The organism is Streptomyces sp. NPDC050610, assembly GCF_040654875.1.
Taxonomy (GTDB): domain Bacteria; phylum Actinomycetota; class Actinomycetes; order Streptomycetales; family Streptomycetaceae; genus Streptomyces.
This window is the reverse complement of the sequence record NZ_JBFAIV010000033.1, coordinates 1-12492: the sequence shown is the minus strand read 5'-3', so window position 1 is coordinate 12492 and position 12492 is coordinate 1. Positions and strand designations below refer to the sequence as shown.

Here is a 12492-nt window from a genome sequence, read left to right as displayed (position 1 = left end):
GTCCGGCCGTGCCCCGCACGGCCGTCGGCGCCCGGCCGCCGAGCGGTTCACCGCTTGGCCCGGTTCACCGGTCGGCCCGGTTCACCGGTCGGCCTGACTCACCGCTTGGCCTGGCTCACCGGCTCGGGGCGCTCGGCCCGCTGCTCCGCGTCCGTGCGCGCCCGGGCGTCGGCCTTGGCCTTCGCGGCCTCCTCGGCGGCGGCCCGCTCGACCTTCTCCGGCACGACGAAGCGGTAGCCGACGTTGCGCACGGTCCCGATCAGGGACTCGTGCTCGGGGCCGAGCTTGGCCCGCAGCCGCCGTACGTGCACGTCGACGGTGCGGGTGCCGCCGAAGTAGTCGTAGCCCCACACCTCCTGGAGCAGCTGGGCGCGGGTGAAGACCCGGCCGGGGTGCTGTGCGAGGTACTTGATCAGCTCGAACTCCTTGAAGGTCAGGTCCAGGACCCGGCCCTTGAGCTTCGCGCTGTACGTCGCCTCGTCGACCGACAGGTCGCCGTTGCGGATCTCCATCGGGCTGTCGTCACCGGTGATCTGCCGGCGGCCCGTCGCGAGCCGCAGCCGGGCCTCGACCTCGGCCGGCCCCGCGGTGTCGAGGAGGACGTCGTCGACGCCCCAGTCGGCGGTGACGGCGGCGAGCCCGCCCTCGGTCACCACGAGGATCAGCGGACAGCCCGGCCCGGTGGAGCGCAGCAGCTGACAGAGGCTGCGCACATGCGGGAGGTCGCGGCGGCCGTCGATCAGTATGGCGTCGGCGCCGGGGGTGTCCACGAGGGCCGGTCCCTCGGCGGGGGCGACCCGGACGCTGTGCAGCAGCAGGCCCAGCGCGGGAAGCACCTCCGTCGACGGCTGAAGTGCGTTGGTCAGGAGCAGTAGCGAGCTCACCGGCTGCCACCTGCCCTGGTCTCCGGACGGTCCTGCACGCGTCGTTTGCCCATTACGTCGGTTCCTCCTAGGTCCCTGCGAGGGGGTACCTGCCGGCCTCGGCCGGGGGAGTATGCGGCACTGCTCTTTACGGTGGTGCGGTCCCGTGCGTTCATCCACGCTTCGCATGGTCGAAAGCACAAAAGGACCCGGGGGCTACGTTGCCCGGATCCTCCTGCCCAGCAGAATAGCCCACATGACTTCGGAGGCCCCGAGCGATTTTGCACAGTCTTGTGTTCCATCGATCACTTCGAGTGTTCGGCACGTCGCGCTGTTGACAACCGACGGAGTCCGGCTAGAGGCCGCGTACGAGCCCGGAGCGGGCCCGGCGAAGGAACTGGCCGTGGTGATCGCGCACGGCTTCACGGGCGCGCTGGAACGACCCGCGCTGCGGCGCGCCGCGTCCGCGTTCACACAGGTCGCGTCCGTGGTCACGTTCTCGTTCCGGGGCCACGGCGGTTCGGGCGGCCGGTCCACGGTCGGCGACCGGGAAGTGCTGGACCTGGCGGCAGCGGTCCGCTGGGCGCGGGCGCTCGGGTACCGGCGCGTGGCGACCGTCGGCTTCTCGATGGGCGGATCGGTGGTCCTGCGGCACGCCGCCCTGTACGAACCGGAGCGCGAGGGGCGCACGGATGCGCGGACCGACATGGCGGTCGCGGTGAGCGCCCCGGCCCGCTGGTTCTACCGCGGCACCGCGCCGATGCGGCGGCTGCACTGGGTGGTGACGCGGCCCGCGGGCCGGCTCGTGTCACGGTACGGGCTGCGCACCCGTATCCACTCCGAGGACTGGAACCCCGTGCCGCTCTCCCCCGTGGCCGCGGCCCCGATGATCGCGCCGACGCCGCTGCTGATCGTCCACGGCGACCTGGACCCGTACTTCCCGCTGGACCACCCCCGCATGCTGGCCGCGGCGGCGGACCCGGCCAGCACGGACCTGTGGATCGAACCGGGCTTCGGCCACGCGGAGAACGCGGCGAGCACCGAGCTGCTGGGCCGCATCGCGGGGTGGATCACCGAGCACGCGTGAGGGGCGGGCAGGTCACGCCCCTGGCCACGGCCCTCGGGAGACCTATCAGTCCGCGAACCGCCACGGCCCTCGGGCGCAGCCTCAGCCCGCGGACCGCCACGGCCCGTCCAATGCCGCCGGGGCGCCGCTCACGCCTTCTCCCCGGCCTGTACGTCCAGGTCCAGGCCCAGGTCGGGCTCCGCCGACCAGTCCACCGCCGCGGTGCGCATCAGCCCCGCGCCCACGGCGATGCACGCGACGAGCACGGTGATGAGCGCGAAGGCGGCCCGGAGGTTCACGGCGTCGGCGATGCCGCCGACGATCGCGGGCGCCGCCAGGCTCGACCCGTACGACACCGTGGCCACGCCCGCGATGGCCTGCCCGGGGTTCTGCCCGGTCCTGCTGGCCGCCGAGAACGCGAGCGGCACGACCACGGCGATCCCCAGGCCCAGCATCGCGAAGCCCGGATAGGCCATCAGAGGGCTGTCGGCGAAGACGATCAGCGCTCCGCCGCACGCGGAGACGGTGCCGCCGACCCGGACCGTGCGGACCGGGCCGAACCTGCCCACGATCAGGTCCCCGCTCAGCCGCATCGCCGACATGGTGCAGGCGAACATCGTGTACGCGGCGGCGGCGACCGCGTCGCCCGCGCCGGTGACCTTGTCCAGGTAGATGGCCGACCAGTTGACCGCCGAGCCCTCGGCGAAGGCGGAGCAGAAGGCCAGCAGCCCCAGCAGCAGCACCACGCCCGTGGGCAGCGAGAACCTCGGCGGCGCGGGCGCCTTGGCCGCGCCCTCCGCGGTGGTGTCGGCCGGCAGTCCGCCGCCCAGCACCGGCGCGAGCACCGCCAGGACTGCGGCGATGACCAGCAGGTGCGTCCGGTAGTCCACCTGGACGCCGGCCATCAGCGCGCCGATGCCCGCGCCGAGGAAGCTGCCCAGGCTCCACAGCCCGTGCAGACTGGACATGATCGACTTGCGCAGCCGCCCCTCGACCCGCGCACCCTGCGCGTTGATCGCCACATCGGAGACGCCCGCGGCCATCCCGAAGAGCAGGAAGGCCACGCTCAGCGCGGCGAGCCCGGGGGCGAGCGCGGGCAGCGCCAGCGCGGCGCACCAGAGCATGACCAGCAGCCGCGCGCCGCGCCGGCCGCCGAGCCGGTACACCAGCCGCCCCGCGAAGGGCATCGTCAGCAGTCCGCCCACCGCCTGCATCAGCAGGGCCAGGCCCAGCGGGCCCGGCGAGACGTCCAGCTCCTTGGCGAGCGCCGGTATGCGGGACGCCAGACTGCCCGTCACCGCACCGTGGACGGCGAACAGCCCGGATATCGCCAGCCGTTCCCGGGAGATCACACGTTGCTCCTGTCGTCGGCCGCGGGCTGGTCGAGTACGGGTATCGAGGGCAGGTCGCCCCCGGCCCGAGCAGGATCGTACTCACTGAAGAGCTTGCGGTCATCGCTGGTCAGGCAGGTTCCGGTGGCCAAGTCGAATTCCCAGCCGTGCAGTTGGCAGGTGAGGACGCCGTCCTTGACGACGCCGAAGCGCTCCAGGTCTGCGCCGAGGTGCGGGCACTGCCGCTGGACCACGTACTCCCCGGCGCGGGCCAGACTTCCCATGCCGTCCCGTTCCGCGTAGTACCGCTCCATGTATTCCAGCCGCTGCGGGGACATCGCCTGGAGGAAGCTGAAGATGTATTCGTTGTACGTGCCTTTGCGGTTCGCGGCGAAGCGGCAGGAGAGGAACAGGTGGTTCACCCAGTCCTGTTCCCGGCGGCGCACCAGGTCCTCGGCGAGGGGGCGGGGAATGCGGAACGTATAGCGGCACTCCTCCCCCGCCCAGCGCTTCACCCGCCGGTCCAGGAAGTCGAAGACGATGTGCTCCGATTCCGAATCCGAACGCTCCTCAGAATCCGCCTCCGGGCCGCCGTCGCCGTCGCCGTCGCCGTCGCCGTCGCCGTCGGGGAGGATCTCGAAGAGCACCCGGCCGTTGACCCCGGTGCAGATGTGGTCCGCGCGGCTCAGCAGCGGCTCCACCCAGTCGGTGAGCTGGGCGAACAGGTCGCTGGTGTCCCCGGGCCAGGAGGCCCGCTCCGCGGTGAGCTGGGGCCGCGACCGTTCCTGGTAGCGCTCCAGATAGCCCTTGCGGTCCAGGTAGATGTCGTCGATGACGTCCTGCGGCAGCTGCTCGATGGCGCACGCGCCGTCGCGCCCCAGCTCGACGACGGTCCCGGGCAAGAAGAGGTGTCCGTTGCGCTGTCCCTGCTCCGACAGGAATTCCAGGAACGCCATCTGGTCGGGGAAGGTGTTGTCGTCGGTGTTCTCGAAGTCGTTCATGTGGAACAGGTCGTCGTCCAGGAAGCACGGCGGGCCGGCGAACGGGAAGACGTGCGCGGCGTCGTAGTGGTTGATGTAGCGGAGCGCGCGCTCCATTCCGTTTCTGCGTTTGCGCCTGCCCAGCGTGGATTTCATCCGTTCCGGGAACTCGTAGACCATCGGGAACCAGATCGCGCCGGAGTACTGGAGGAAGTGCCCGGCGAGCGGGCCGAACGCCTCGATCGGCCCGTTCTCCACGGGCCGCGCGTCGTTCTGGTTGAAGATCCGCACCGTGCCGTCGTCCAGCGCGATGGAGGAGTCCCCGATCTCCCCGTCCGCCGGGCTGGTGACCGTGCTGATCAGGACGCGCAGCGCGCCGTCCACCTCCGTGACCTCGTTGTCCCGGGTCTGGACGAAGGATCTGAAGCCGAGGTCCTCCAGCGCGTCGCGCAGGTCGGGCACGGGGTAGTCGGGCAGCAGCACCGTCGCCCGCTTCGACATATGGCGGCGCAGCCACTCCGGGTCGAAATGGTCCCGGTGCAGATGGGACACGTAGAGGTAATCGGCCCGGCCGAGTACGGACGGGTCCAGCCCCGAGTTGTCGGGGAAGGGGAACCAGGACCCGTAGTAGGCGGGGTTGAACCAGGGGTCGCACAGGACGCTGCCCGCTTCCGTCTCCACCAACAGTCCCGCGTGTCCGGTCGACATGATGCGCATTGTTCGCACTCCAAACAGATCAGCTGGCGAGGCCCGAAGAGACCCCTGGGGTGTGCAGGCCGGCGGGGCGCCGTCAGACAGCGGCGTAGGCGTCGATCAGCCCGTAGCCCTCCGAGCCGTCCCAAGTCCCCATCTCCACATGGGCGTTGAAGGCACGGCCCTCGACGCGCATCACGGGCCGCGGGTGGTTCAGGTGCATCACCGTGTCGTCGAAGCGGACGAAGTCGCCGTGCCGGCTCAGCCGCTCCACGAAGTCGTCGTCCTCGCCGCCCCACCCGGCGAACCGCTCGTCGAAGCCGCCGATGCGGTGGTAGAGCCCGGCGTCCGCCCAGACGCTGGCGCCCGGGGCCGCCAGCAGCAGCTGGCCGCGCAGCTCCCGCGGGTCGGGCGACGCGTGGCCCTCGCCGAGGCGGCGCAGGAGCGCCCGGTCGCTGGAGTGGTCGTCGAGGGCGAGCAGACCGCCCCGGTGGTACGGCAGGTGGGCGGCGTGCTCGCCGGTCGCGATGCGCTCCAGGTTGCGCTCCAGGAAGTCCCGGTCGAGCAGGACGTCCGCGTCGAGCATGCAGACGTAGCGGGGATCGCCGGGGGTGTTGGTCACGCCGACGTTCATCGTCCAGGACTTGTTGAAGAGCCCGCCGTTGGGGGCGTGCACGTAGTGGTTGGCGTGCGGGGCGATCACGTCCCGCCAGCGCGGCCGGTCGTCGGCCTCGACCACGGTCACCGCGTACCGGTCGGCGTCCAGCGTCTGATCGCCGAGGGCCAGCAGGCACGAGAGCAGGTTGCGCGTCCGGCGGCCCGCGTCGCCGTCCCGGAACGGCACCACCACCAGCAGCTCGTGCCCGCCGGGGGCCGGCCGGCCGCCGGTGCGGGCGTCCCCCCACTCGCGGACCTTGGCCAGCGGCGCGGGCGCGGCGTCCGGCGTGTAGGCGGCGCCGACGTGGTACCCCATGTCGGTCCGCTGCTCGGTCTCGTCCAGCCAGGCGCCGAGCTCGGCGGTGTCCTCGGGGCGGGGCGCGAGCAGCGCGGTGAGCGCGGCGGTCAGCTCGGCGTGCACGGCCGGGCTCATCGGCTCGCCGCACAGCCGCGCGTACGCCGCGGTCGTCCGCGCGTCGTCCGCCGCGAGCCGCTCCAGGCGCTTGACGGCCTCGGCTACGTAGGGCTCGCTCAGCTCCCAGGACGTGGCGCTGATGTCACGGGCGCCCTGGTCGACGGAGAGCGCGGCGTGGTCGGCGAGCCGCTCGGCGACCTTCGCCGGAATGCCCTGTGTCATGCGTGTCATGTCGATTCCCTTTCTTGTTCCTGGAGTTCGGTGCTTCTCGTTGCTTCTCGTTGCTGGAGTTCGGTGCGCGGCGGCGTCGCGTCCCGGAGACGCGTGGGCGGCGGGTGCGCGGGATAAGTGATCTCGGTCATAGGCGGTCGTCGGCCGCCCGTGATCGCATCAGTCCGTCCTCAACTCCGCATTCCGTCTTGGAGGTTGGTATGACCGGTGCCTCAGCCGTCTCGTCCGAAGGGCTGAAGGTCCAGGCGGCACACCGCCGGAACCCGTACAGCTACGCGCTCGACGAGGCCGGGCTCGACGCCGTACTGCTGGAAGTGGGGCTGCTCCGGGCCGCGAGCATCGGCCGCCAGCACACCGCCGACGACGAGCACGCGCCGCGCGGCGCCTACCCCCGGGCCGCGATGGGCTTCGTCCTGATGGACGCCACCGCGGGCCCCTGGACGCCCAATGAGGAGGCGGTCCTCGGGGTGATCACCATCGGCGACCAGGGCCGCTCCTTCCTGCCGAACGCGGCGGCCAAGGCCGGCGCCCACCGGCGGCTGGGCCGCAACAACGGCGAGGCCGTCCATGTGAATCCCCATCTGCTCGGCGCCGGCGGTTTCCGGTACGGGCACTCGGCGGAGGTGCGCGGTCAGATCGTCGGCGCCAGCGGGCAGAGCACCGACCAGGACCTCTACGAAGCGGCCCGGCTGGCCGCGGACTTCGTCGACGCCGTGAACGCCCGGCACCTGGACTGGGAGGAGCGGCACGCCACGGCCATCTGGACCGCGCCGGACGACGGGCCGGCCGCGGAGTACCGGGCCATGACCGACTGGTTCGAGCCGAGCTGACCGGCCGCCGCCCGCAGGGGCCGCCGCGCCGGACCGGACGTTCCGGTTCCGCGGCGGCTCTCAGGACGCCTGGTCCGCCACGGGCCGGACGGCGAGCCGCCGCGCCGCGCGCGAGAAGTGGCCCCACGCCCTGAGCGCGTCCCGCTCGAAGTTCTCCTCCGACACCTCGGCCGAGATGCCGACCTGGAGCTCCTTGCCCAGCTGCTCGATCCCCAGGTGGCTGGTGTGCATCCGCTCGATCGCATCGGCCAGGCCGTCCCTGCTGGGCGCGAACCGGTGGGCCGCGGGGAAGAACCTGCGCGCCTCGACCGTGTCCGAATCGGTCATGAGGGTGCAGACGCCGGAGAGCGCGGCCTCCAGCGGGGTGATGCCCAGGGTTTCGTACCGCGAGGGGCAGACGAACACGCCGTTCTCCTTCACCCGGCGGAACAGGGCGTGGAGTTGGGGCTTGGAGAGCCTTCCGGCGGCCAGGAAGTCCGCGCGGTGCCCGGCCGGCACCCGGGCCCGCAGCAGCTCCCGCGCGGTGTCGTCGTCGCGGTCGTCGCCGATGACGAGGATGCGCACCGGGATGCCGCGGTCGCGCGCCCGTACCCCGGCGTCGACGAGGAGTTCGATGTTCTTGAAGTAGTCCAGTCGCGCGACGGCGGTGAACACGAGCAGCTCGGCGTCGTCGACGAAGTCCCGCAGCGCCTCGTCCGCCAGGTGCTCGGTCGCGTCCAGCAGCGGGATGGGCGGGCGCACCGCGAGGATGCGCCGCTCGTCGACGCCCCGGCTGACCAGGTGGCGGCGTTGCAGATGCGAGTGCTGGAGTACGAACATCCGGTCGCTGGACCGCACCTTGTCGAGGCCCAGTTCCTGGTACTTCAGCAGATGCAGCGCCTTGTCGGCGTCGCCGAACGCCCAGCCGGTGGCGACGGCGGGGAATGTTCCGATGAAGTCGTAGACGAACGGCCCGTGGTGGGTGACGCAGCACGCGAATTCCTCTGGGTGGAAGCCCAGTAGCGCGTCCGTCTGGTAGTAGAGCATCGACGGGCCGTCGATGTCCTGTTCGGCCAGCAGGCGGTTGGCGGCCCCGGCGATGGCGTCGCCCACCGCGCTGTCGCGCATGTCGAAATTGAACCGGAGGATCGCGCACAGGACGCCGGACCGGCGTTCCAAGTGCACCCAGGGCTCGTCCAGTTCCTCGTCCCGCTTGTAGAGGATGGCCCCGGCGGAGAGGCCGGCCCGTTGCAGGCAGCGCAGTACGGAGCGGGCGAAGGACGTCGCGCCGACGTGAGCCGGAACCTGCTCGTCGTCGGGGAAATATCTCTCGTTCACCACGATGATGCCGGCCAGGTGGGGATCGGGGTGATTCACCGCCGGCCACCGCCGTCTTGCTCGCCCGCGCTCGGATTGCGGACCAGCCGCACGTTGTCCGTGAGGCCCACGTCGTAGCCGCGCTCCCGTTCGAGCCGGAGCATCTCGGCGGGGCGGAAGTTGAGGATGTAGGCGCGGCGGACGGCGTCCGTGGCGTTGCCGCGGGAGTAGTGCAGCGTGGTGCCCGAGTGGGCGATGCCCTCGCCCGCCGCGACCGGCACGGCGGTCGCGCCGGGCTCGTCCTCGGAGCTGTCGCACTGGATGTTCTTGCCGTCGCCGGTCGGGTAGTGCGGGCGCAGCGGCTGCTGGTGGGAGCCCTGGACGTACCACATGCAGCCGTTGTCGAGGACGGCGTCGTCCAGCGCCACCCAGATGGACACGGCCCGCTTGTCGGGCAGGTCGATCCAGTAGGCCGCGTCCTGGTGCCAGGGCGTCGGCACGTGGGTGCGCGGGGCCTTGTGGATCAGCATGTCGAAGTCGAGGACGGCGTCTTCGCCGATCAGCGCCTTGGCGGCGGCCAGGGCCCGGTCGTGCAGGGGCATGTCCAGCAGCGGCTTGTAGAGGGCGCACGGCCACATGATCTGGGTGATGTTCTCCGCCACCCCGTCCCGGCGCGGCACGTGGGACCCGAGGTCGGAGCGCTTGTCGCCGCTCTCGATCTCACCGGCCAGGAAGCGGTCGTAGATCTCCCGGTAGGTGTCTACCTCCGATGCGGAGAGCAGTCGGCCGGTACCGACAAACCCATCCATATCGAACTTCTGGGCCAGCGTGAGATCAGCGTTCACTGTCATGAGGACCCTTTCGTTTAACGTGAACCCGATGGAGCCGATGTAACGTTCAGGGATTTACCGATGACATGCGGAAAATGGCACGCAAAAGAGCGCGACGAATAGCGCGGGGGCAGGCCGAATGCACCACGCGAAGACGCCCGGGAATTACCGGACGACAAATGGATGACAGCGGTTCGGACAGCGGTTCGGACATCGCTTCGACAGCTGTCCGTGACAGAAGCACTTTCCGGACGTCGACGCTGACGGGAAAGTGCGAGCACACCGTTTTACGCCCCGCGGGCGAATCGCCCGGGGATGGCGGAGATGCCTACCGGAAGCCTGGCACGCCTGGCTCCGACGGTTCGGCGGGAAGTTCACGCAGGCCGGCGCGGGGAGGCGCGAGCGCTCTGCGGCAGTGCGGCAGTGCGGCGTCAGTCGCTACAGACGCGCACGGCGGAAATGGCTCTTTTCAAGATCGTGCTTGGAATCTGCGACACTGAAACCCCCGTGATCCGAGTGTGCTGAATTCTTTGGATGCGATCGAGCCACGCTTTGCGGGTTTCTGTCCGCCGTCGCGTTGTGACGCTGGAGAATCTACCGATCATGGCGAGCGTGCGTCAATAGGTTCAGACCAGATCCGCAATACGTGAAAGCAAACCGTCACAATGCTTCCGCGCACGGACGTGCCGCCACTTCTTCGGGCCGCACAACAGCCGTACAGCGGCTGTACAACAGCCCTACAGCGGCTGTACAGCAGCCCTACGGCAGAGCTGCCCTCAGCCCGCCTCGACCTCGACGACCGGCTCCGCGAACTGGGCGGTGTAAAGACGGGCGTACGCGCCGTCCGCCGCCAGCAGCGAGTCGTGGGTGCCCTGTTCCACGATGTTGCCGGACTCCATGACGAGGATGAGGTCCGCGTCGCGGATGGTGGAGAGCCGGTGCGCGATCACGAAGCTCGTACGGCCCGAGCGCAGCTGCGCCATGGCGTGCTGGATCAGCACCTCGGTGCGGGTGTCGACCGAGCTGGTGGCCTCGTCGAGGACGAGGATCGCCGGTTCGGCCAGGAACGCCCGCGCGATGGTGATGAGCTGCTTCTCGCCGACGCTGACGTTCGAGCCCTCCTCGTCGATCACCGTGTCGTAGCCGTCCGGCAGCGTCCGTACGAACCGGTCGACGTGCGTGGCCTTGGCCGCCTCCACGATCTTGTCCATCGAGGCGGACTCGGCCCCGTACGCGATGTTCTCCGCGATGGTGCCGCCGAACAGCCAGGTGTCCTGGAGCACCATGCCGATGTTGGAACGCAGCTCCTCGCGGGACATGCGGGCGATGTCGACGCCGTCCAGCGTGATGCGGCCGCCGTTCACCTCGTAGAACCGCATCAGCAGGTTGACCATGGTCGTCTTGCCGGCGCCCGTCGGCCCGACGATGGCCACGGTCTGGCCGGGCCGGACCGTCAGCGACAGGCCGTCGATGAGCGGCCGGTCCTTCTCGTACCGGAAGGAGACGTCCTCGAAGGCGACCTGCCCGCGTACGTGCTCCGGGCGCAGCGGCTCGGCGGCGTCCGGGGTCTGCTCCTCGGCGTCGAGCAGTTCGAAGACCCGCTCGGCGGAGGCGACGCCGGACTGCACCAGGTTGGCCATCGAGGCGACCTGCGTCAGCGGCTGGCTGAACTGGCGCGAGTACTGCACGAACGCCTGGACGTCGCCGATCGACAGCGAGCCGCTCGCCACCCGCAGCCCGCCGACGACGGCCACCAGCACGTAGTTGAGGTTGCCGATGAACATCATCGCGGGCTGGATGATCCCCGAGATGAACTGCGCCTTGAAGCTGGCCGCGTACAGCGCCTCGTTCTCCTCGCGGAACGTCTGCGCGGACTCCCTCTGCCGGCCGAAGACCTTCACCAGCGAGTGGCCGGTGTACATCTCCTCGATATGGGCGTTGAGCTTGCCCGTCGACTTCCACTGCGCGACGAACTGCGGCTGCGCGCGCTTGCCGATCCGCGTCGCGACGACGATCGAGACCGGCACGGTGACCAGCGCGACCAGGGCGAGCAGCGGCGAGATCCAGAACATCATGGCGAGCACGCCGACGATGGTCAGCAGCGAGGCGGCGATCTGGCTGAGCGTCTGTTGGAGGGTCGTCTGGATGTTGTCGATGTCGTTCGTGGCGCGGGAGAGGACCTCGCCGCGCGCCTGCTTGTCGAAGTAGCTCAGCGGCAGCTTGGAGAGCTTCCGCTCGACGTCCTCGCGCATCCGGAAGACGGCCCGCTGGACGACGGTGGTGGCTATCCGGGCCTGGATGAAGCCGAAGACGGCCGCGCCGACGTAGATCAGCAGCACCCACAGCAGCACCTGCCCGACGGCGTCGAAGTCGATGCCGCGGCCGGGCGTGAAGTCCATCGAGTTCAGCATGGAGGCGACGGTGCCGTTGCCCTGCTGCCGGACCCGCTCGACCGCCTCGGCCTTGGTCGTGCCGTCCGGCATCTGCCGGCCGATCACGCCCGCGAAGATCAGGTCGGTGGCCTTGCCGAGGATCTTCGGGCCCAGTACGGACAGCGCGACGCTCACGAGGCCGAGCAGCAGGGCGACCGAGATGATCGCGCGCTCGGGCCGCAGGGAGGCCAGCAGCCGGCGGCTGGAACCGCGGAAGTCCATGGACCGCTCCGTGGGCTGCCCGCCCATGAAGCGCGCCGGACCCGCCGCGGGGCCCGGCCCCCGGCGGGGCTCGCCTTCCTGGTCCGTCGTCTCCGGCTCCTGCGGGCTCTCCGGGTTCTCCGGGTTCTCCGGGTTCTCCGGGTTCTCCGGGTTCTCCGGTCCCTGCGGGCTCTCCGGTTTCTCCCGCTTCTCCGGGGTACTCACGCTGCCTCCTGCTCGGTGAGCTGGGAGAGCACGATCTCCCGGTAGGTGTCGTTGCCGGCCATCAGTTCGGTGTGCGTGCCGGTCCCTACGACGCGGCCTTCGTCGAGGACGACGATGCGGTCGGCGTCACGGATCGTGGACACCCGCTGCGCGACGATCACCACCGTCGCCCGCTCCGTATCCCGCGCCAGAGCCGCCCGCAGCCGGGCGTCCGTCGCGTAGTCCAGCGCCGAGAACGAATCGTCGAAAAGATAGATCTCCGGACGGCGCACCAGCGCCCGCGCGATCGCCAAACGCTGACGCTGCCCGCCGGAGACGTTGGAGCCGCCCTGCGCGATCGGCGCGTTCAGCCCCTCCTCCATCCGCTCCACGAAGTCGCGGGCCTGCGCCGTCTCCAGCGCCCGCCACAACTCCTCCTCGCTCGCGTCCGGCTTCCCGTACC

10 protein-coding genes are annotated in these 12492 nt (G+C 70.4%); 2 read left to right on the top strand and 8 right to left on the bottom strand.

Annotation, left to right across the window (positions count from 1 at the left end; translation table 11 throughout):
- Window positions 1–98: 98 nt before the first annotated feature.
- On the bottom strand, window positions 99–884 hold the full coding sequence (locus AB0I22_RS31230) for a response regulator transcription factor (RefSeq protein ID WP_363134332.1): 786 nt from the start codon (window positions 882–884) through the stop codon (window positions 99–101).
- A gap of 235 nt (window positions 885–1119) precedes the next feature.
- Here AB0I22_RS31230 and AB0I22_RS31225 point away from each other — a divergent pair, with 235 nt between their 5' ends.
- Window positions 1120–1950, top strand: coding sequence for an alpha/beta fold hydrolase (locus tag AB0I22_RS31225; RefSeq protein ID WP_363134331.1), 831 nt, complete (start codon window positions 1120–1122; stop codon window positions 1948–1950).
- Between the two features lie 128 nt (window positions 1951–2078).
- Here the strand turns inward: AB0I22_RS31225 and AB0I22_RS31220 are convergent, their stop codons facing one another.
- The 3 genes from AB0I22_RS31220 to AB0I22_RS31210 all read right to left on the bottom strand — a co-directional run bounded on the left by AB0I22_RS31220 (window position 2079) and on the right by AB0I22_RS31210 (window position 6236).
- Window positions 2079–3281 (bottom strand): MFS transporter, encoded by a 1203-nt coding sequence (locus tag AB0I22_RS31220; RefSeq protein WP_363134330.1) that lies wholly within the window; start codon window positions 3279–3281, stop codon window positions 2079–2081.
- Complete coding sequence (locus AB0I22_RS31215; protein WP_363134329.1) at window positions 3278–4948, bottom strand: Rieske 2Fe-2S domain-containing protein; 1671 nt, start codon at window positions 4946–4948, stop codon at window positions 3278–3280. The genes AB0I22_RS31220 and AB0I22_RS31215 overlap by 4 nt, the downstream gene beginning before the upstream one ends.
- A gap of 82 nt (window positions 4949–5030) precedes the next feature.
- A complete protein-coding gene (locus tag AB0I22_RS31210; protein WP_363134328.1) occupies window positions 5031–6236 on the bottom strand; it encodes a galactosyltransferase-related protein in 1206 nt (401 codons plus the stop codon).
- Between the two features lie 200 nt (window positions 6237–6436).
- Between AB0I22_RS31210 and AB0I22_RS31205 the strand changes: the two genes are divergently transcribed.
- Complete coding sequence (locus tag AB0I22_RS31205) at window positions 6437–7066, top strand: hypothetical protein (RefSeq protein WP_363134327.1); 630 nt, start codon at window positions 6437–6439, stop codon at window positions 7064–7066.
- A gap of 60 nt (window positions 7067–7126) precedes the next feature.
- Here the strand turns inward: AB0I22_RS31205 and AB0I22_RS31200 are convergent, their stop codons facing one another.
- The 4 genes from AB0I22_RS31200 to AB0I22_RS31185 form a co-directional block, all read right to left on the bottom strand.
- Complete coding sequence (locus AB0I22_RS31200) at window positions 7127–8422, bottom strand: glycosyltransferase (protein WP_363134326.1); 1296 nt, start codon at window positions 8420–8422, stop codon at window positions 7127–7129.
- Complete coding sequence (locus AB0I22_RS31195) at window positions 8419–9213, bottom strand: phytanoyl-CoA dioxygenase family protein (RefSeq protein WP_363134325.1); 795 nt, start codon at window positions 9211–9213, stop codon at window positions 8419–8421. The genes AB0I22_RS31200 and AB0I22_RS31195 overlap by 4 nt, the downstream gene beginning before the upstream one ends.
- 755 nt (window positions 9214–9968) lie before the next feature.
- Window positions 9969–11873, bottom strand: coding sequence for an ABC transporter ATP-binding protein (locus tag AB0I22_RS31190; protein ID WP_363134402.1), 1905 nt, complete (start codon window positions 11871–11873; stop codon window positions 9969–9971).
- Between the two features lie 173 nt (window positions 11874–12046).
- Window positions 12047–12492, bottom strand: a 446-nt coding sequence (locus AB0I22_RS31185) for an ABC transporter ATP-binding protein (RefSeq protein WP_363134324.1), incomplete at its 5' end; no start/stop codon positions are given.

What these genes read in the sequence shown, in the direction of transcription:
- AB0I22_RS31215 (WP_363134329.1), bottom strand. Translation starts at nt 4,948, where the DNA reads ATGTCGACCGGACACGCGGGACTGTTGGTGGAGACGGAAGCGGGCAGC.
- AB0I22_RS31205 (WP_363134327.1), top strand. Translation starts at nt 6,437, where the DNA reads ATGACCGGTGCCTCAGCCGTCTCGTCCGAAGGGCTGAAGGTCCAGGCG.
- AB0I22_RS31195 (WP_363134325.1), bottom strand. Translation starts at nt 9,213, where the DNA reads ATGACAGTGAACGCTGATCTCACGCTGGCCCAGAAGTTCGATATGGAT.
- AB0I22_RS31225 (WP_363134331.1), top strand. Translation starts at nt 1,120, where the DNA reads ATGACTTCGGAGGCCCCGAGCGATTTTGCACAGTCTTGTGTTCCATCG.
- AB0I22_RS31210 (WP_363134328.1), bottom strand. Translation starts at nt 6,236, where the DNA reads ATGACACGCATGACACAGGGCATTCCGGCGAAGGTCGCCGAGCGGCTC.
- AB0I22_RS31190 (WP_363134402.1), bottom strand. Translation starts at nt 11,873, where the DNA reads ATGGGCGGGCAGCCCACGGAGCGGTCCATGGACTTCCGCGGTTCCAGC.